16 protein-coding genes, 2 pseudogenes and 1 riboswitch are annotated in these 19,592 nt (G+C 36.9%); of the genes and pseudogenes, 11 read left to right on the plus strand and 7 right to left on the minus strand.

Going from position 1 to position 19,592, the window contains the following annotated elements; translation table 11 throughout:
* The first annotated feature begins 21 nt into the window (after positions 1-21).
* Positions 22-1,053, plus strand: a complete 1,032-nt coding sequence (locus ACFSCX_RS20620; protein ID WP_377930385.1) for an ABC transporter substrate-binding protein — start codon at positions 22-24, stop codon at positions 1,051-1,053.
* 155 nt (positions 1,054-1,208) lie between these two features.
* On the opposite strand, the gene ACFSCX_RS20625 is transcribed toward ACFSCX_RS20620, so the two are convergent.
* Positions 1,209-1,841 carry a LysE family transporter gene (locus tag ACFSCX_RS20625; protein WP_377930147.1) on the minus strand — a complete coding sequence of 211 codons (633 nt, stop codon included), beginning with the start codon at positions 1,839-1,841 and terminating at the stop codon, positions 1,209-1,211.
* 197 nt (positions 1,842-2,038) lie between these two features.
* On the opposite strand from ACFSCX_RS20625, the gene ACFSCX_RS20630 reads away from it, so the two are divergent.
* Positions 2,039-3,121, plus strand: a complete 1,083-nt coding sequence (locus tag ACFSCX_RS20630; protein WP_377930148.1) for a diguanylate cyclase — start codon at positions 2,039-2,041, stop codon at positions 3,119-3,121.
* A gap of 78 nt (positions 3,122-3,199) precedes the next feature.
* Here ACFSCX_RS20630 and ACFSCX_RS20635 read toward each other — a convergent pair.
* Positions 3,200-3,580 (minus strand): annotated as a pseudogene (locus tag ACFSCX_RS20635) (CAP domain-containing protein); the annotation flags it as partial.
* A gap of 1,085 nt (positions 3,581-4,665) precedes the next feature.
* On the opposite strand from ACFSCX_RS20635, the gene speD reads away from it, so the two are divergent.
* The gene (speD, locus tag ACFSCX_RS20640; RefSeq protein WP_377930149.1) at positions 4,666-5,472 is read left to right on the plus strand and encodes an adenosylmethionine decarboxylase; all 807 of its coding nucleotides are present in this window, start codon (positions 4,666-4,668) and stop codon (positions 5,470-5,472) included.
* A gap of 417 nt (positions 5,473-5,889) precedes the next feature.
* Positions 5,890-6,483: a polysaccharide deacetylase family protein gene (locus tag ACFSCX_RS20645; RefSeq protein ID WP_377930150.1), complete on the plus strand. Its 594-nt coding sequence runs from the start codon at positions 5,890-5,892 to the stop codon at positions 6,481-6,483.
* Between the two features lie 354 nt (positions 6,484-6,837).
* Here the strand turns inward: ACFSCX_RS20645 and ACFSCX_RS20650 are convergent, their stop codons facing one another.
* From ACFSCX_RS20650 to ACFSCX_RS20670, 5 genes are all read right to left on the minus strand, one after another.
* Positions 6,838-7,539 carry a YetF domain-containing protein gene (locus ACFSCX_RS20650; protein WP_377930151.1) on the minus strand — a complete coding sequence of 234 codons (702 nt, stop codon included), beginning with the start codon at positions 7,537-7,539 and terminating at the stop codon, positions 6,838-6,840.
* A 13-nt stretch (positions 7,540-7,552) separates the two neighbouring features.
* Positions 7,553-7,879 carry a hypothetical protein gene (locus tag ACFSCX_RS20655; protein WP_377930152.1) on the minus strand — a complete coding sequence of 109 codons (327 nt, stop codon included), beginning with the start codon at positions 7,877-7,879 and terminating at the stop codon, positions 7,553-7,555.
* A gap of 17 nt (positions 7,880-7,896) precedes the next feature.
* Entirely contained in the window at positions 7,897-8,094 is a 198-nt protein-coding gene (locus ACFSCX_RS20660; RefSeq protein WP_377930153.1) for a hypothetical protein, read from the minus strand.
* 108 nt (positions 8,095-8,202) lie between these two features.
* A complete protein-coding gene (locus ACFSCX_RS20665; RefSeq protein ID WP_377930154.1) occupies positions 8,203-8,460 on the minus strand; it encodes a DUF1292 domain-containing protein in 258 nt (85 codons plus the stop codon).
* 22 nt (positions 8,461-8,482) lie between these two features.
* Complete coding sequence (locus ACFSCX_RS20670) at positions 8,483-8,692, minus strand: hypothetical protein (protein WP_377930155.1); 210 nt, start codon at positions 8,690-8,692, stop codon at positions 8,483-8,485.
* Between the two features lie 404 nt (positions 8,693-9,096).
* On the opposite strand from ACFSCX_RS20670, the gene ACFSCX_RS20675 reads away from it, so the two are divergent.
* The 7 genes and pseudogenes from ACFSCX_RS20675 (at position 9,097) to ACFSCX_RS20705 (ending at position 19,591) form a co-directional block, all read left to right on the plus strand.
* The gene (locus ACFSCX_RS20675; protein ID WP_377930156.1) at positions 9,097-10,974 is read left to right on the plus strand and encodes a putative bifunctional diguanylate cyclase/phosphodiesterase; all 1,878 of its coding nucleotides are present in this window, start codon (positions 9,097-9,099) and stop codon (positions 10,972-10,974) included.
* A gap of 493 nt (positions 10,975-11,467) precedes the next feature.
* A riboswitch (cobalamin riboswitch) is annotated at positions 11,468-11,651 on the plus strand.
* Positions 11,652-11,815: 164 nt separating this feature from the next.
* A complete protein-coding gene (locus ACFSCX_RS20680; RefSeq protein WP_377930157.1) occupies positions 11,816-14,086 on the plus strand; it encodes a ribonucleoside-diphosphate reductase subunit alpha in 2,271 nt (756 codons plus the stop codon).
* Positions 14,087-14,098: 12 nt separating this feature from the next.
* On the plus strand, positions 14,099-15,139 hold the full coding sequence (locus ACFSCX_RS20685; protein ID WP_377930158.1) for a ribonucleotide-diphosphate reductase subunit beta: 1,041 nt from the start codon (positions 14,099-14,101) through the stop codon (positions 15,137-15,139).
* Between the two features lie 381 nt (positions 15,140-15,520).
* Positions 15,521-16,795 (plus strand): MFS transporter, encoded by a 1,275-nt coding sequence (locus tag ACFSCX_RS20690; RefSeq protein ID WP_377930159.1) that lies wholly within the window; start codon positions 15,521-15,523, stop codon positions 16,793-16,795.
* A gap of 15 nt (positions 16,796-16,810) precedes the next feature.
* Positions 16,811-17,416, plus strand: coding sequence for a helix-turn-helix domain-containing protein (locus ACFSCX_RS20695; RefSeq protein WP_377930160.1), 606 nt, complete (start codon positions 16,811-16,813; stop codon positions 17,414-17,416).
* Positions 17,417-18,487: 1,071 nt separating this feature from the next.
* Positions 18,488-18,649 (plus strand): annotated as a pseudogene (locus ACFSCX_RS20700) (HAMP domain-containing protein); the annotation flags it as partial.
* Positions 18,650-18,781: 132 nt separating this feature from the next.
* Entirely contained in the window at positions 18,782-19,591 is an 810-nt protein-coding gene (locus ACFSCX_RS20705) for a methyl-accepting chemotaxis protein (protein WP_377930386.1), read from the plus strand.
* The last annotated feature ends 1 nt before the right edge of the window (position 19,592 follow it).

The raw sequence follows: 19,592 nt of genomic DNA on the forward strand, positions 1-19,592 counted from the left end.
ATATATAATGTTCAATCCGTAATTAGTAAAAATCCCTACGCCGCAAAATGGTTTACAGTTCATGAGGATCGTTCCCGCTATATAGTGCTGAAGGCTAATCCAAAGTATTGGAATAAGAAAAGAGGCCCTAGGTTAAAAACGGTTATATTCCGTAATGATCTTACGCAGGAGCAAGCTCTTCAATTATGTATGAATACAGAAGGAATAGTGGATATTGTCACACAAGTTCCACCGGAAAAGGCGCAAGAGCTTCGGCATTCTATGTTTGCAAAGCTAGAAGCGATAGGGGGAAACCGTGTTGTAGCTGGATCATTTAATCGCTTTCAGCGTGATATAGATTTTAGTAATGAGTATCTTCGATTGGCTTTTAATTATGCAGTAGATCGAGATGACCTGATTCAGCGAGCTTTCTCCGGATATGCTACAAAGGTTCCAGCGTTAACACCACCTTGGGCTTTTGATTTTCCTGAGGAGTTAAAGCCAATTGAGCATGACCCAAATAAAGCTAAGGACTTATTGAAGAAAGGGGAGTGGTCATCTGGTAGAGAGCTACGAATAGCTGCTCCAAGTAACTATATAAAGGTAGCTGAGACACTTGCCAATCATTTTAGAGCCGCTCTTCATATTGAGGTGGCTGTTCATAACATTTTTCCAAAGGATGAATTGAAATGGAGAAAAGTACTAGCTGAAAAACGGTTAATTCCAAATTGGGATATTTTTATAGGAAGCCCTGATACGCTATTTTACGAAGGTACACCTGCCTATTTTCATCGTGAATTTTTGGGAGAAGATGGAGCTCTTCGCAGTGGCCCGATTATCCCTCAGTTTGAGGTATTATTTAATCGTATGGCAGCAGAGACACATCAGAAAGAGTTACTTGAGAAAGCAAAGGAGATTGATCGATACGTTTATCATCAAGCGTTAGCTCTATTCTTATGTGCACCTCATGATTTGTATGCAGTCAACAAGCATGTGAATTTCAAGCCGTATCGCACAACATTTGAACTTGCAGAAACGGAAGTGACGAGTAAGCATTGGTCTAAAATGAAGTAATAAATAGAAAGACCGGTTGTACACCTACAATCGGTCCATATTCTAATCTTGAAATGAACGTAATATAGGCTTAGCTGCTTAAACGGATGCTTACTTCATGGCCATTTTTTTTATCAAAATGTTAAAAGCCCCCCTTTTTGAAGGGGGGAACTATATTAGTAAAGTAGTGCTAAAACTCCTTGTATCCCAAAATATACTCCGAAGGCAATTAATGAAGCACCTGAAAGAATGGAGATGATTTTGAGGCTTGTTGAATTTAAATATCTTCTAAATCCAGTTGTAAGAGCTGCAACAAATAAATCCCATAACGTTAGCCCAAGAAAAATCATACTACTGTAAAGGAGTAGCTGGCCTGTCCCATATGAAGTTGCGGTCTTTGCTAATACAGACCCGTATATTCCAAGCCAGAAAAGGATGGATAAAGGACTCGTGATTGACATAATAAATCCGGTAAGAAAACATCTATAAAGAGGCTCTTTTTCTCTTCGGTAATCTAAGAGCACTTTATTGACTCCACAAATACTTTCAACTCCAGAATAGATTAGAACAAAGCCTCCAAACAGCCAAAGAAAGATTTGAACGATCGGTATGTGAAGAAATTGAACCATGCCCAAATACACGAATAGCATAAAGATAGCATCTGCAATCATTGAGCCTGCTCCTACAATCCAAGCGTGCCAAAAGCCATTTTTGATTCCTTTATCGATCCTAGCTGAGTTTACTGGACCAATTGGTGCAGCTAATGTTAATCCTAATACAATATAGCTAGCAAGTACTGAAATGCTCAAGACGAATCCCTCCAAAACTACAACTTGTACATTGTATGTACAAATTGTTATGGAAAGTACGCTCGTCCTCATTTTTTCGCTTTCACTTTGTAAATTTTATCATTTATCGACTTTACATGTTAAAACTTCCATCCGATGATATAATTGTAAAGAAAATGTTAATTTCTTAGTAAATTGTTATTAAGGAAGGTACGAATATGATTAGTGACTTAATTGTTAATAGTTCCATCCTCATGTCTTTTACATTTATATGGCATCAACTATTCCGCGACAATAGACTTACTCTTCAATCCCCCATTAAAATAAAGATTCTTGATGGAATCTTAGCAGGTATTTTAGGCATAGTCTTAATGCATTATAGTATCCAAGTGAATAATATTACCATTTTGGACTTGCGTCATATTCCTGTTATTTTAGTCGCTTTTTACGGTGGATTCATTCCAACGATTATTTCAGCTGTCATCATTTCAATTGGTCGATTTATTATCGCTTATAATTTCTCATCAGTTGTTGCTCTATTTATGATGCTGACCATTGCTATTGGTTCAAGTCTTATTACTTACAAAATAAAAATTGAGCCTTGGAAAAAATGGGGACTTCTTCTTCTATTTAGTCAATCAATATTCTCCATAGCATTTTTTATTGTAAGTGAGGATTTTATGAAAGTACTGGATGTTGCCTTGTATCATGTATTTAGTACCATCGTTGGTGGTGGATTAACCTTTTACTTTGTGTCGTATATTCGAAGGAACAGTGAACTCTATCTTAAATATAAAGAGAGCTCCCAAAGAGACTCTTTAACGGGATTGTATAATGTTCGATCCTTTGACTATTTTTACAATACAATGTTATCAAAAACAATTGAAACGAATGGAGATTGTTCGATTTGTTTAGTAGATGTCGACCATTTTAAGCAGATCAATGATACGTATGGTCACCCAGCAGGGGATGAAATTCTGAAACAATTAGCCAAACTCCTAACGGATTTAACACGGGAGGGTGATATTGTATCAAGAAACGGTGGAGAAGAATTCTCGGTTTTATTACCGAATTGTCCGATCGAAAGCTCAACAGATATCGCAGAACGAATCCGAAAAACAATCGAAAATCATCCCTTTGTACTACCAAACAATTTGGTTTTGCATATGACTGTATCTGTTGGTGTCGCTGCCTACCGAGAAGGAATTATAGAACCAGATATGCTCTTCCAGGATGCTGATGATGCACTCTACAAGGCAAAACAAAGTGGACGTAATATTGTTTGCATATTTAGTAATTAAAATTAAGTATTCTTAGTAGGTGTACCCTACTTGTTAACCAAAAGGCCTTTTCTTAAAAGGCCTTTTTGGTTTGTAAAACTATTTTCCAATAAACATTTGTGTCCAGTGGTTTCCACCTGTTTCATGACCTACCCCAATATGCGTGAATTTGTTACTTAAGATATTTTTACGATGACCTTCACTATTCATCCATGCTTGGACAACTTCCTGAGGTGAACGTTGTCCTTGGGCAATGTTTTCACCTGCTGTATTATAGGTGATACCGAAGTCTCTCATCATGTCAAAAGGAGAGCCATATGTTGGACTTGTATGAGAAAAATAGTTATTTTTTTGCATATCGTTTGATTTTTCGCGAGCTACTTTACTTAATGATGTATCTGCTTTTAAATCAGGTAAACCATTTTTTCTTCTTTCAGCATTCGTAAGCTCGATAACTTGTGATTCAAATTCACTTAAGCCTGCTGTGTTTCCTGCAGGTGCCTTTGTCCCGGCTTGTTCAGTGTTATCTTGTTTCGGTTGCTGATTTTGTGTGGTACCTTGCTGAGCAGTAGACCCTTTATTAGCTTTTTGTTGCTGATGTTGAGTCGAGCCTTGATTCGCTTGTTGATTTTTGTTACCTTGATTTGTTTGTTGGTTACCTTGTGCAGTTTTACCACCTTGAGCAACGGGCTGTTTAGGCTGAGCCGCTTGACCTTGTCCCTTCGCTGAGGCACCTTGATTTGCACCAGTTTGCTTATTGGTTTGAGTTGGAGATTGCTTTCCTTGTTCAGTTGCTGTAGTTCCTTGACCGGTCTGAATACGGATGTTACCTTGTGCAAATTTATTTACATACTCTTTTGCTTTTGCTGGGTCAATGTTAATTTGTTTAAACTTTGCCTCTTGAACTAATATGGCTCTTGTATGTGGATATTTCTTACTCGATAGATTTGTACTGTCTGCAGAAATATCAGTTGCCATATTTCTGTCAACGAGTCCTTGGCGTGCATTATCCAAGCCTCGCCCCCTAAAACCTTGTCCATCTGTTGTTTGACCGTACTGCGTTTCATCATATTGATTTGTTCCATTCATTCTGTTTTGCTGGGTATGTGTATCTTGATTGTATCTTGGATTTGTATCTGTACGATCATTGATGTTTCTTACGTAATCTTCGCCTGTATGACGAACATTTAGAGTAGTATCCCGATTAGCTGTACCACGATTATCTGTATCGCCTCTGTTTCCTTGTGCATTTTCTGTTCCATTCATATTACATGCTGCAAGGGCAACAATTAATATTGTTGCTACAACTATAGTTAATGCCTTTCTTATCATCGTCATAACCTCCCCATATGTGCAAAATCGTTTTGCAATCTTATTATGGTATTTGCTTGAACAATATATAGTTGGTAATTATCGAGATTATTGGCATTCACATAATAAGCAAGGGAACTTCACACTAAAATGTAGTAGTAAATGTTTCCTAAGGGATTAGTAGACGAATATTATAAGTCCATTCATACAAACCTAAAAATAATGAAAACGTAATTAAAAAAGGAGATTGTACTATGAAGCTAACTCCAAAACAGGTTACCGAATTACATGGTTTTAATAACCTCACTAAATCATTAAGTTTTAATATGTATGACATCTGTTTTACAAAAACTAAAGAAGATCGTGAAGCCTATATCGAATACATTGACGAGCAATATAATGCAGACCGGTTAACAAAAATTTTATCCAATGTAACCGATATTATCGGTGCTCATATCTTAAATGTAGCGAAACAAGATTATGTTCCTCAAGGAGCTAGTGTAACGATACTTGTATCAGAAGGACCAGTAGATGAGGCACCAAAGGAAGCCTTTGAGGAATCACCAGGTCCTATCGGGGCAGCTGTAGTCGGGAATCTAGATAAAAGTCATATTACGTGTCATACGTACCCTGAATATCATCCAGAGCTTGGAATAAGTACATTCCGTGCTGATATTGATGTTTCTACATGTGGAGAAATTTCACCATTAAAAGCATTGAATTACTTAATTCATTCCTTTGAAACAGATGTTATGACGATCGATTATCGTGTGAGAGGCTTCACGAGAGACGTGACGGGGCATAAGCTTTTTATTGATCATGAAATCAATTCCATTCAAAACTATATTCCAGATGAGGTTCAAGAGCTATATGATATGATTGATGTGAATGTCTATCAAGAAAACATCTTTCATACAAAATGTAAACTAAAGCAATTTGATTTAGATAACTACCTCTTTGGATATACAAAAGAACAATTGTCAGAAAAAGAGCAACAATTTATTACCGAAGCGTTAACAATGGAAATGGATGAGCTTTTTTACGGAAAAAATTTAACCTAAAAATGTTATAGGGTTAGTCAGATAAGAGGACTGACCTTTTTGTTCATTATTAGGAAAGTATAAAAGTTTTCAGCATGAGAATGGGCTAGTGCCATGGAATCCAGCACCCAGCCACTCGAGGTCAATTCATCTGACATGAATAAACGGGAAAACCAACCTTTTTTTTATTTAGCTTCATTTGCTCTGCCTTAGGCTAAACGGGGCGCCCTGGGCCTTTTGTTCTAACAAAGTTATTGGACAACAATTGAAATAAAAAGGTGTCACGTGAAAATTCAAATCTTTGCGGAAACCATTATCGAACAATTAGAATAACCTATATAAACATTCGAATTTATGAAATAGAGTGAGGAATTAAACATGCTAAATAGTCCTTGAGTAGTAACAGATGAAGTCGTGTACGACTTTAAGGATCATCACGTGATCACAAAAGTAAATCAAATCAAAGAAACATCAAAACAAGCAGTTGTCTTAACGTTTGATGATGGGCCAGGAAAATACCTTCCAGAAATATTAACGATATTACAACGGTACGATATTCAAGCTACTTTTTTTTGGCAAAGCCGGTTTCTTTATAAAAAAAGACCATGGAGACGGACGGTGGAAGAGGGACATACGATTGGTTCTCATACCATTAATCACCCTAATTTATTAAAGCTTACGTATGATGAGCAATATCGGCAAATTCATAAAAGTAAACAGTATATCGAAGCGATTACGAGCCAAGACGTGGAACTATTCAGGCCTCCTTTTGGTGCGTATAACGAATGTACTATAAAGATAACGAAGGAGTTACATTTACTTCCCGTGCTGTGGAGTATTTCTTCATTTGATTGGTCGCTTAAGCATAACCCAATAGAGATTGTGAATAATGTCGTAGACAACCTTCATGATGACGGTATTATCTTACTCCACGAATTAGAGCAAACAGTCAAAATACTACCGGAGCTTATTGAAGGCATTCAAGCAAAAGGCTTCCAATTCACTAATTTATCCCGCTCTAACTGGCGCTAAGACCACCACTTTTAAAACACTAGAAGATTCGAAGAAGTGTAAGTGCGGGATAAACGCCAGTAAGAGCCGAATAATAGGGAACTCAGAATAAGCGCCACATCCTCTGTCAACGTCTGTGTGACTCACATCATGCGGTCCTCATCTAACAAACAGGAGTGGATGAAGAAAACCTTGACTGTTTTATTTTTCATTTTATCATGGTAAAAAAAAACCAAGTTTCTCAAAGGACCGTTTAATATAAAGAAGTGAGGCACTTGAAGGTAAGTAACAAGAGGAACATAATGAAAACTACCTGCATGAAAATGGTTGACCCGAATGCTCAGATGAGTATTCGGGTCATTTGGAGTCGTTTTACTAATGTAGAATTTGATCATTCTTTTTATCAATGTACAAGGATCCATCCTTTTGCACTTCAGCATAGAGAACCTCGGAGAAGGACTGAATGCCAGATTGTTGTAATTGTGAAAGGAGCCAATCTTCTTTTAAGTTGAGCTTCGTCAAATTTCCTGTGTTTACCTCACCATCAAAAATAACGCCAGTGGAAATGGGATATTTATTGTTTGTACTTGGCTGAATAGCTAAGTCACTTTTCGTCAACGGTTGCTTAGGCTCCTTTTTCATGACCGACAGCTTCCCATCTGTTTCAAAAATCGCATATTCCACATCAGCAATTGAAAAAGTATTTTTTTCCCGAAGGAGAGCATTTAATGCGTCCACATTTAATCTTGTCTTTCGTAGCTCTCTTTCCATTATTTTTCCTTCTTTAATAACAATTAATGGCTGACCTTCAACCAGTTTTCGAAAGCGTCTTGATTTAATATCTACAAATCCAATCAGGATGGTAAAAGCCGTCCAACCAACGAGGGCATAGACACCATTTCGTAAAGTAAGATTGGCATTTACAACTACATTAGCGCCGATGGAACCGATGGCAATACCAGAAATAAAATTAAAGAAGGTCATTTGTGAAATTTCTTTTCTGCCAATTATTCTAGCGAGTATGAGCATGGTGATAAAAGCAATGGCAAGCCTTAGAGAAAGTTCAGATATTGACATGTTAACACCTCATTTAAGGGAAATAGCGATCAGGGATGTCAAAAAAGCCCCTCATCTGCTGAATGACATGGTATAAATCTTCATCCTTTTCACCTGTATAGGCAAACTTCTCCATATCTCCATATGTATGATAGAGAAGGTGTAGTGGATTATCTGCATCATACTTACGATCACCAGCTGGAATTGTAGTTGGTCCATCAAGCATTTCTATTGCCTCGTTGCTTAATTGGTCTAAATTCCTCTTAATTTGATGTAGCTCCTCAAGTAATTCTCTTGGGGCAGTTGTTGCATGTTCGGTAAACCTATTAATCATATGTAGCAGCATTTCTTTTTTGTTCATTTTTTCAATCTCCTTACTTATCGTTGAAGTCTTTGCATCGCTTCTTTTATCTTTTCTTCGATAAAAACATCCATACCCTTTAAATCACTTACCATCATTTCACCACGTTGGAGTCTAGCGGTGATTTCATGAATGTCTTCAGTGATGGATAAAGGAATATTATCTTCATTGATCATTTCGTTTAGTTCCTCTGCAAGACTCTGTTCTATCGTCACGATTCTCTTCCTTTCTACTCAAAGTATTCTTAGTTTGTGATAGGAAAAGGTAAATCATTCTTATAAAATTAAAAAAGAAGGGAGGTATTGCAATCCCTTCGTTCCGAGTCACGATTCAACTCGATTTGCTGCTTCAACGGCAATCTGGTAAGCACTTAAAATCGATTCGGTTTCCTCTTCATCTTCAATCCCAACGAGATATTGCTCTCCATCTTCATTTTCTACCTTCATTAGAAGGGTTTCATCATCACTGTCTAACAGCGCATACGATTCTTCACCTTGATGAAACAATGCTTCAACGGAATACTCCTTTTCCGACCCGTTTTCATCCTCAATCGTTATAAAATCACGTTCCTGTAGTTCCATATAGGATCACACTCCATCTTTCCTAATTCTTTTGTATGGATTGGTATCTAGATGCAGATGCACCGGTTTGTCCATCTTCTTTCAGAGAGCCTTTTTCTAGTTGTCCTGCATTTTCAATATCACCACTCATGGAATAACCTGCCACGTCAATATTTCCTGTTGTACCGTACAAGCCCATCCCACCAAGCTGCACATTCAATTTCTGCTCATTGTTTTGCTGCTTTGTCACCATCTATCACCTCCTAAAAGTTAAGGTTTATCTTTCTATAGGAAACTATCCAGTGTATTTTACAAATCGAGTTGAATACTGTTAAAGAAAATAGAGAACCAACAAGGTTCTCTATTCGTTATAGGTCTTTATTTTTCTTTGAGGTATGAGGCTTTGTTCTTCTTCTAGAACCAGGATTCGTTTCATTTGCATTTTTGACTGCGTTTTGAAGCTTCTTACTCATTTGTTCAGCCATATTTACAACTCCTTTCACCTAGGTTACTAGTAGCTTTCCCAAAATGATTCTATGTATTTGTTTGGATACTTCAGCAGAAAATTCGACATTTTTTGTATGTATTATTAAAAATTATGGTAGTATAGGGATAATAAGACAATATACCTACTTCGTTTAAATAAGGGCGTGTACGATGAACATTCTAGAAGTTATTCATAAACGAAATCAAAAAATGATTATTGTCATATGGTTTGGTCTCATTTCCTTTACCATATTAAATTTCTTTGATACAGGGACGACTTTCCATGCAATCGTTTGGTTCGGATATCCTATTGCGATCATACCGACAATATTATGCTGGAACAAAAAGTCGATTACCTTCACTATGTACACGATTACAGCCTATTCATTAGTCTTGTTGGCTTTAGTGAATTATATGGATCATCATTATGTGAATTATATTTTTCTTTTTTTACCATTGTTATTAAGTGCTTTATATCCTGACGTACGGAATTTTTTATTTTCATATGTTGGATCTTCCGTTAGTATCGTTTACTTTTCGTATAAGTATGGACATGAGTATTTTGTGCTCTGGGAAAGCTATTATTCTATTCATCTTGTCATTTTAACAACGTTAATGGCACTCATCACATTTTATAGCTCTCAATTATCAGAGAAGCTTCGATTAGATGCGGAAAAGAAAGCAAATAAGGCAAAGAAGGAAACCGAAAAAGCGAAGGCTTTAACAAGAGAAACGATACAATATCTAGCTTATAATGATCCCCTTACTGGATTACCAAATCGAAATGCGTTTTTAAAACAATTTAAAGATCGAATTAAGAATAATCAAAATGAGAACAATCATATTGCTCTCCTTTACTTTGACCTAGATAATTTTAAACGAATTAATGATACGCTCGGACACCATGTAGGTGATGACTTGTTAAAGGAAATAGTCAATCGATTATCTGCAAATTGTCAGGAAGGGACGATTTACAGGCTCGGTGGTGATGAATTTGGATGGGTAATCGACCTCGGTCAAGATCTGTTGGTAGCGGAGCAAAGTGCCAGAAAGCTTCTGAGCTTATTCCAAACAAGCACTCAGTTAGGTACGATGAATATCTATATTTCTCCAAGTGTTGGGATCTCGATCTATCCTATCGACGGCACAACAGCCGAACAATTGCTTAAGCAAGCGGATATGGCCATGTACCGTGCAAAGGAAAATGGGAAAAATACGTATGCCTTTTATAATGCACAAATGTCTAGTGACCAAGAGCAACAGTTTTACCTTGAGGCAGATTTACGAAAAGCGATCAAAAACGATGAGTTTGTGCTTCACTATCAGCCAATTGTAGAGTCGAAAACATTTAAGCTAAAAGGATTTGAGGTTCTCTTAAGATGGGAGCATCCAGACTACCAAGTGGTCCCACCTCATCGATTTATTCCACTTGCAGAAGAGACGAATTTAATTCTTCCAATGGGAGAGTGGGTATTACGGAATGCATGCCTACAAGCAAAGGTGTGGCAGGATACATATCAAACATCTGTGACCGTTGCAGTGAATCTTTCTATTAAACAATTTTTACAAAATGATTTAGCAGATCAAATTAAGCAAATCCTAAAGGAAACGAAGCTATCTCCGGAATTACTAGAATTAGAAATTACTGAGAGTATGACAATGAATGCGATGCATACTCAGGAAGTATTGAAAGAACTCAAGCAAATAGGTGTGAAAGTTGCCATTGATGATTTTGGAACAGGCTACAGTTCTTTTGCTTATTTGAAAAAGTTCTCTGTTGATCAGCTTAAAATTGACCGTAGCTTCATTCGCGATATGGAGAGTGGAGATACTGACCTTGCGATTGTACGGACCATCGTCTCGATGGCGAAGCATCTTCAATTAGAAGTTGTCGCTGAAGGGGTAGAGGAAATAAATCAATTACATGAATTGCAGAAAATGGATTGTGATTTCATCCAAGGCTATTATTTTAGTAAACCTGTTCCTCCTAATGAAGCGGAACAATTCATTAAAAGCCAAATGAAGTTCGGTAAGGTAATAGAAGGGTAACTCTACTTTTTGGCGAATTGGCTCATCGGCAGACTTTGAGCAAAAAAACATACAGGATAAGCGAAAAAGAGGCAGATTTGAGTAAAATCAAGTCTCTTTTTTATATGCTGGGACTTATTTGGCAAATTTATGGCTTCTTCTATGAAAAAGTAGGATGATAATGATGAAATTTTGCATTCTATCAGCAACTTTAGGTAGTTTGTCGGCAAGTTTTATGAATATATCGTCAACTCTAGCATTTTATCATCAACTTTTGGAAATTATCATCAACTTTTCAAAACATCGTCAAGCTTATTAGTTTTATCATCAACTTTGAAAAGAATATCGTCAACTTTCGGACATTTAACAGCAACTTACTAAGTGAAAACAAAAGAGTCCAAATCATTTGTCGAAAAATATCACTTTTTCAGACATTGAACTTTCTACCAAATTAGGGTAAGATTAAATAACACAATATATTGTTGTGTTTATCGAAAAGAAAACTACATATTGATATATGACCGCGAGTTAAGGTGCTATGCTAGCTTAATAGGGAATTTGGTGCAAAGCCAAAACTGTCCCCGCAACTGTAAGTGTGACGAAATGAGTATATACCACTTTGGATGTAAGATCCATGGGAAGGACTCATAGTAGAGTCAAGCACGAGTCAGGAGACCTGCCTTAATTTTTAGCGTTTCATATTCTTCGGGGATTGGGAGGATGAAGCGATGGTTTAACTAGAGTTAAAGCATAGCTTCTATCTTTTCTCTGTTTAATCTATCGTTTTATCCACTCCAATAGGTGAGTGGATTTTTTCGTTTACTGAGAAATTGTATTTAAGGATGAAAAGGAGGAAGAACAGATGCTTCAAACGGCAACAATGATTCATGATGAACAAGGACAATATGAACCTTTTTCAAAAGAAAGAATAACGAGCTTTATTCAAAAAATAGGGGGAAGTTTTCCACAGCTTGATCTGGAAAGCTACACCCAAAAAATAACCAATACCATTCTAAATCGTGAAATATTCACAAAAAAACAGATCACGAATTTATTAGTCCTTGAGGGACTTGCGAATATAAACGAACAGGAGCCAGACTGGACTTACTTTTGTGCACGTGTCTACTTGCATAAACTATACAATGAGGCAGCTACGAATAGAGGTTATGATTCCAAACAAAATTATGGACCTTTTTTACCATTAGTAGAAACACTTGTAGAAATGGGCATCTATCAAAAGTCCTTACTTACAGACTACTCAAAAGAGGAAATTGAATATCTAGGCGCTGTAATCCAGCAAGAGAATGATCATTTATTTACATATATAGGACTACGAACATTATCAGACCGCTATATAGCAAAGGACTATAACAAGAATATATTCGAGCTCCCGCAGGAAAGATTCATGATTATTGCGATGAGTTTAATGAAAAAAGAAGCAAAGGGTGAAAGACTCCACTTAGTAAAAGAAGCTTACTGGGCACTTAGTCAATTAATGATGACAGTAGCAACGCCAACTCTATCAAATGCGGGTAAAACGGTTGGACAGCTATCTAGCTGCTTTATAGATACAGTGGATGATAGCCTCCAAGGCATTTATGACAGTAATACCGATATTGCGAATTTATCGAAATCAGGTGGGGGCATTGGGGTGTACATCGGAAAAATTAGAAGCCGTGGTAGTGATATAAAAGGATACAAAGGGGTATCATCTGGAGTGATCCCATGGATGAAGCAAATTAATAATACAGCTGTTAGTGTTGATCAGCTAGGGCAACGAAAGGGTGCCATTGCTGTTTATTTGGATGTTTGGCACAAGGACATATTTTCTTTCCTCGATTCAAAATTAAACAATGGGGATGAGCGATTACGGACACATGACCTGTTTACGGGGGTGTGCATTCCAGACCTATTTATGGAAAAGGTTGAAGCAAGAGAGGAATGGCACTTATTTGATCCTCATGAAGTAAGAAACGTGATGGGCTACAGCCTTGAAGATTTCTATGATGAAAAAACGGGTAGTGGAAGCTTCCGGCAAAAATACGAGGAATGTGTAAATCACCCAGACCTTTCTTCTGAAAAGGTTCTAGCTATCGACATTATGAAGCGGATTATGATCTCTCAATTAGAAACCGGAACACCGTATATGTTTTATCGAGATGAAGTGAATCGGAAAAATGCCAATGCTCATATTGGAATGGTGTATTGCAGTAACCTATGTACAGAAATTACCCAAAACCAAAGTGCCACAACAGTGGATGAACAATTTACCGAGGATGGAAAGATCATTACTGTCAAAACACCTGGAGATTTTGTCGTTTGTAATTTATCTTCTATTAATCTTGCAAAAGCTGTTAGTAAAAATGCATTAGATCGGCTCATTCCAATCCAAGTGAGAATGCTAGATAATGTCATCGACTTAAATACGATTCCTGTCTTACAAGCACAAATAACCAATCAAAAATACAGATCGATTGGGTTAGGAACGTTTGGGTGGCATCACTTGCTCGCATTAAAGGGTATCAAATGGGAAAGTGAAGAAGCTGTCCATTATGCAAATGAACTTTATGAAAAAATAGCATACTTAACGATTCAGGCAAGCAATGATCTTGCAAAGGAAAAGGGAGCATATCCTGCATTCAAAGATTCTGCATGGCACACGGGTCAGTATTTTGAAAGTAGAGGATATGAAGATGAAAATTGGCAGTCCCTAAAAGAGGACGTTCAAAAATTCGGTATTCGAAATGGGTATTTAATGGCGATTGCACCGAATGCATCTACTTCAATAATTGCAGGAAGCACAGCTAGTATTGATCCAATCTTCCAAAAGCTTTATTCAGAAGAAAAGAAAGATTATAAGATTCCTGTGACCGCTCCAGATTTGAACCCAGATACTTTTTGGCTTTATAAATCTGCCTACCATATTGATCAAGAGTGGAGTATTATGCAAAATGCGGCGAGGCAGCGCCATATTGATCAAGCAATCTCCTTTAATCTTTATGTCGTCAACACCATACAAGCAAAGGAGTTATTAGCTCTTCATTTATCTGCATGGAGAAGTGGGATGAAAACCACCTATTACGTTCGGTCTACTTCAAGTGATATTGAAGAATGTGATTCGTGTGCAAGTTAAGGGGGAATACAAATGGCAATATTAGAAAAACGAAAAATCATGGACGTAGAAGCACCTAATCGGTCTACTGCTATTATTAATGGGTCTAGCTCAAATGTGTTAAATTGGGATGACATCGCTTACCCGTGGGCATATACGAAGTATAAAAAAATGCTAGCTAACTTTTGGACACCGTTTGAAATCAACATGTCACAGGACATAAAACAATTTCCGGAACTTACCGAAACGGAAAGGGAAGCCTTTTTGAAAATCATCGGGTTATTAGCTCTACTAGATAGTGTCCAAACCGATTATGCCGGTAAAGTGGCTGATTATCTAACTGATTCAAGCATCAATGCACTTATGATCATGCTTGCTCAGCAGGAAGTTATTCATAATCATTCGTATTCTTATGTGTTATCAAGCCTTGTTCAGAAAAAAACACAGGATGAAGTGTTTGAATTTTGGAGAAAAGATCCCATTCTGAGAAAGAGAAATGACTTTGTGACCAATGGCTATAAGGATTTCGCTGAAACACCAAATGTAGAGAATTTATTAAAATCCATTGTGTATGATGTCGTACTAGAAGGATTGTTTTTCTACTCAGGGTTTGCATTCTTTTACAATTTGGCACGAAATCAGAAAATGGTTGCATCTAGTACCATGATTAATTACATTAACCGAGATGAGCAGCTTCATGTTGATTTATTCGTAAAAATATTTCAGGAGATTTTGTTACAATACCCAGCGTTCGATACGAAAGAGTTAGGGGAGTATGTCAAGCAAACATTTGCCCAGGCAGCTACTTTAGAAATTGAATGGGGACGCCATATCATTGGTAACAAAATTGATGGAATTAACATGAATGAACTAGAGGCTTATATCAAATTTTATGCTAATGTTAGGTGTAGCCAACTAGGATATGATCGTCCTTTCGAAGGTTTTCGAACCAATCCCTTGAAATGGATCAAAGCATATGAAGAAGTAGACCTTGGGAAATCTGATTTCTTTGAACAAAAATCCCGTCAGTATACAAAAGTTAATACTGTTGACAATGGTTTTGATGATTTATAAAGATGACGAAAAGCTATCCGTGAAAGGATAGCTTTTTTTCGCAGGTTAAGAAAGCATAAGTTTGTATATACAAGATTACTTTTAAATCCAGCTCCAGCGCCTCGCCACTCGAGTTCAAATGTTCCTAAAAATGAGAAAAAGGGGACAAGCAGATTTTTCTCATTTAGGAACATTTGCTTGTCGGCTAAACGGGTGCTCTGAGCGTTTTGTGCTTATGGGAGTGTATCCTCTAATCCTTTGATTTCTATTTATTGCTGGTGTACTACCTAGGTTTATGATTGATGTTTTTAAAATACGGTTTACAGTATAAGAATCGACTGTTAAAATAAATTTAATCGATAAAAAAAATTTTAACGATTAAATAATTTTAGGGGGTTGTTTATGTTCTCTTTATTGAAAAATAAACAGTATTTTCGTTTTTGGAGTGCTCAGGTCATCTCTCAATTAGGTGATGGAATAACTAGACTTGCTATTATGTATTTAGTTGCCATCCTTTCAAAGGATCCCTTTATGATTGGATTAGTCATTTTTGCTCAACTACTCCCGACAGCAGTATTCGGAGTTTTCCTAGGACCTTTAGCTGACCGTTATAATCGGAAATGGCTAATGGTAGGATCAGATGTTTACAGAATGTTGATTGTTCTAGTTATGCTAATCTTCCACGATTCCGCTCCTATTCTCATCTTATTAATTGTTCTTCAAGGGCTAGGTTCTGCTATTTTTGACCCAGCACGCTCAGCATCTATTCCAGACATTGTAGGAGAAGAAAATATTCAACAAGCTATCTCATTATCACAAGGAACTCGCTCAGCCATGGATATTATTGGACCATCTATTGGAGGCCTATTATTAGTAGCTGGCAACTACACTGTCATTTTTTTAATCGATGCAAGTACGTTTCTCCTCTCCGCATTCCTCCTCATTGGATTAACGATATCTACGAAAAAAGTTGACGAACACCATCCCACTTCAAAGGAAAACTATAGGCAGTCACTAGTCACTGGAATTAGAGAAGTGGTCAAGATTCCGGCGCTAAGATTCTTACTCGTATTGCTCATGCCAGTTACTCTAGTAGTAGGAGTATTAAATACGAATCTAGTCGCTGTACTGACAAATGTTTTTGAAGTATCAGGTGCTCACTTTGGTTTATTAGAATCCTCGCTTGGAATTGGTGCGATAGCTGGGGCTCTATTTATTGGACCATTGTTTATGAAGCATGTAAGGCCTTCTGTATTATTATTACTTGGGACCATCGCGATAGGGTGCTGGATGCTAGTTATTATTCCTCTAGATGGACTGAGGTTATCGTATGGAATTGCACCTGTTTATGCTTGGTGTATAATGATAGGTGTACTGAATACGTTAATCAATGTTCCGCTTAGCAGCTTATTTTTAGGAACGACTCCGGCTTACTTTAGAGGAAGAGGATCTTCATTACTAGGGGCTACAGCAAACTCCTTTCAAATGATTGGGATTTTATTTGGAGGCTGGATAGCTGGGCTTATTGGGATCTTAAATGGAGTGGCATTTGCTGGAGCTCTGCTAATTTTCGTTGTCCTCTTTATCCCATTTTTAAGGGGGTATAAGGATCTTCATCAAATTATTCCTAAAAAGAGAAAGCTACAGCAAACTGGGAGCCAAGCTGCGATTGACTAACTTGGAGGCTTTAACATGGCAAGCAATCAAAAACTATCCGATATGGAAATAGCTAAAATGCTAATGGATGAGAGAAAAAGAAATATCATGATTATTGCAAAGGACAATCCGGTTACCGTTTCGGAAATAGCTGAAAAACTAGGTGAGAAGCCATCGAGATTATACTATCATGTAAATAAACTAGAAGAAGCAGGCCTACTGGAGCTAGTAGAAACTCGTCAACAAGGAAACTTAATTGAGAAATATTACAAGTCAAAACCTGGCGTAAAAAGAGTGGAATTAAATCCAGCCCTCTTTCAGCATGATGATTCGATGATGACTGAAATCATGAAGGTGCTTGAACCTGGTCTAAAGCTTTTGGCAAAAGAGCTAAAAGAAAATAGCGGAGAATCAGATAAACAAGTTGATCTCTCCATTAACTTTTCCCACATGACAGGTAGAGAGTGGAAACAGTCACATAATAGAATGCTCCATGCAATGCGTGACCGAGGGGAAGAGAATCAACTACAAATGGTAAACGATGACCAGCAGAAACAGCTTTCAGAAGAAGAACTAGAAGCGAAATCCAAATATGCTTATTTCATTTTAAGCTACAGGATTGATGATGCTAAGGATATATGAGGGGAATGAGATTTTATCATGAAGGCAGAATACAGCTTTCCTGTTTTACTAGAAGGACAATCAATATTAAGCAATACCTATAAGGCATTCACGATTCCGACAAGCTATCATTGATCAATCTGGCATAATAAAAGAACGGCTAGTGGACCGATGAGTAAGGACTTACGGTTATATTAATCTTAATAAATTTTGGTCACCCTAATACAGACAGGGTGATCATTTTTGTTTTAAGAAACTGACACTCAGCAGGTTTAATCTATTGGAAGTCGGATTCATTATTTTAGAAAAGAATACTGGGGTGCTTCATTGCTATGATATAGTTTTTAACTTAAACATTAATAGTGACAATTTACTATAAATTCAATATAATGATATAGCAATTAGGAAAAAGTTCCTATTTTTTATCCATCGAAGAGATATAACAAAAGAAGGAGTGACATCATGAGACTATCATTTTTTACTAAGAATCTATTAATCTCTACCGTGAACACAATTATAGTTGGAGTTGTATTAATCGTTTCATGTTTCTTTATTCAGGGAAATGTTTTACGTGCTACTCTAGAAAAGCAAGCGTTAGAAGTAACAGAGCAATTACATAAGTCAATTAGCACAGAAGATGTAATGGAAGCCATTCATAATAAGAATCTTGAATCACCTATACAAAAAGAATTCACACAACTGTTTGATCAGTCGTCGGAGATGAATCCAAGTATGGCACAGGCTTACTTATTTGGGACAGAGCTTGTTGATGGAAGTAAAACAACGATCATTGCATCACCATCACATATTCAAGAATATTTTATTGAAGTTGGAATGGATAACGGGGATTTATATGAACAGCCATCAAATATGGTTGAAAGTATTTCGTTATTACTGAATTCTAAAGAGATTATATTTTCTGATACATATACGGATGAAATAGGTACATGGATGACGATTCTTTATCCATATACAGATTCAAATGGAAATATATTTGCCTATCTTGGGGCTGATATTGATGCAAGTATGATTCAAGAAGGTCAGATTGCGTTAATTAAGTATTCAGTTATCGCTCTACTAATTCTCTTAGCAATGGTCTTAACCGTTCAGTATATATTGCTGAAGCGATCATTAAAACCATTAAATGTATTACTTGGTGGTATTCATAAAGCAAGTCAAGGGGACTTCCAATTTAACTTAGAGACAGGTCATGATGAACTTGGGAAAATCAATCAAAAATTTAATGAGATGAAAGATCAAATTAAAGCAATGATTGAAAAGGTTAAAGATACAACTCAACAGGTGGCATCCTCTTCACAAGAACTATCAGCAACTGTTGAGGAGAATACGGATAAGTTTGAAAAAGTGAATGATGAATTAAAACATATGCTTCAAAATATTGGACATCAAAAGAGTTCATCTGAAGAAGTAGCATTCGCTGTCAGTGAATTAGCTACTGGGATTTCAACAGTAGCATCTAGTTCTACACATGTTTTTGAATCGTCAAATGTCATGGAATCTCTTTCAAATGAAGGGAATCAGTCTGTTCAAAATGTATCAAGACAAATGGAGTTAATTCATGAAGCGGTTTTAGAAAGTGCAGAAGTCGTTATCCAACTAGGAGAAAGATCGAAAGAAATCGGAAACATCATTCAAGTTATTACGGATATCTCAACACAGACAAATTTATTAGCTCTGAATGCAGCGATTGAGGCGGCGAGAGCGGGAGAACATGGGAAAGGTTTTGCGATTGTTGCGGATGAGGTTCGAAAACTTGCGGAACAAACTGAAAAATCAGCAACACAGATTTCTTCGCTTATTAATGAAATCCAAGTTGAGACTACGAACGCGGTATTATCCATGGATAAGGGAAAAGAAGAAGTACAAACTGGAATGAATATTGTACATGAAACTGGAGAGAAATTCTTATCTATTTTACAAGCAACAAATCAAGTGACCTTACAAATTCATGAAGTAACAGATGCTTCAAGTCAAATGTCTAAAAGCTCAGACAAAGTGTCATTGATTATTGAAAAACTGGCAGAAATCGCATCCAAAACAACAAAAGGAGCAGAAGCCATTTCGCGTAATGCAGAAGACCAACAAGCTTCAATGGAACAAATTGTACACTCTACTGAAAATCTAAATCGAATGGCATTTGAATTAGATGAAATCATTAACAAGTTTAAAATATAAT

This window comes from Bacillus salitolerans, assembly GCF_042680805.1.
Taxonomy (GTDB): Bacteria; Bacillota; Bacilli; order Bacillales; family SA4; genus Bacillus_CJ; species Bacillus_CJ salitolerans.

What these genes read in the sequence shown, in the direction of transcription:
- ACFSCX_RS20630 (WP_377930148.1), top strand. Translation starts at nt 2,039, where the DNA reads ATGATTAGTGACTTAATTGTTAATAGTTCCATCCTCATGTCTTTTACA.
- speD (WP_377930149.1), top strand. Translation starts at nt 4,666, where the DNA reads ATGAAGCTAACTCCAAAACAGGTTACCGAATTACATGGTTTTAATAAC.
- ACFSCX_RS20650 (WP_377930151.1), bottom strand. Translation starts at nt 7,539, where the DNA reads ATGTCAATATCTGAACTTTCTCTAAGGCTTGCCATTGCTTTTATCACC.
- ACFSCX_RS20655 (WP_377930152.1), bottom strand. Translation starts at nt 7,879, where the DNA reads ATGAACAAAAAAGAAATGCTGCTACATATGATTAATAGGTTTACCGAA.
- ACFSCX_RS20665 (WP_377930154.1), bottom strand. Translation starts at nt 8,460, where the DNA reads ATGGAACTACAGGAACGTGATTTTATAACGATTGAGGATGAAAACGGG.
- ACFSCX_RS20670 (WP_377930155.1), bottom strand. Translation starts at nt 8,692, where the DNA reads ATGGTGACAAAGCAGCAAAACAATGAGCAGAAATTGAATGTGCAGCTT.
- ACFSCX_RS20675 (WP_377930156.1), top strand. Translation starts at nt 9,097, where the DNA reads ATGAACATTCTAGAAGTTATTCATAAACGAAATCAAAAAATGATTATT.
- ACFSCX_RS20680 (WP_377930157.1), top strand. Translation starts at nt 11,816, where the DNA reads ATGCTTCAAACGGCAACAATGATTCATGATGAACAAGGACAATATGAA.
- ACFSCX_RS20685 (WP_377930158.1), top strand. Translation starts at nt 14,099, where the DNA reads ATGGCAATATTAGAAAAACGAAAAATCATGGACGTAGAAGCACCTAAT.
- ACFSCX_RS20690 (WP_377930159.1), top strand. Translation starts at nt 15,521, where the DNA reads ATGTTCTCTTTATTGAAAAATAAACAGTATTTTCGTTTTTGGAGTGCT.
- ACFSCX_RS20695 (WP_377930160.1), top strand. Translation starts at nt 16,811, where the DNA reads ATGGCAAGCAATCAAAAACTATCCGATATGGAAATAGCTAAAATGCTA.
- ACFSCX_RS20705 (WP_377930386.1), top strand. Translation starts at nt 18,782, where the DNA reads ATGCTTCAAAATATTGGACATCAAAAGAGTTCATCTGAAGAAGTAGCA.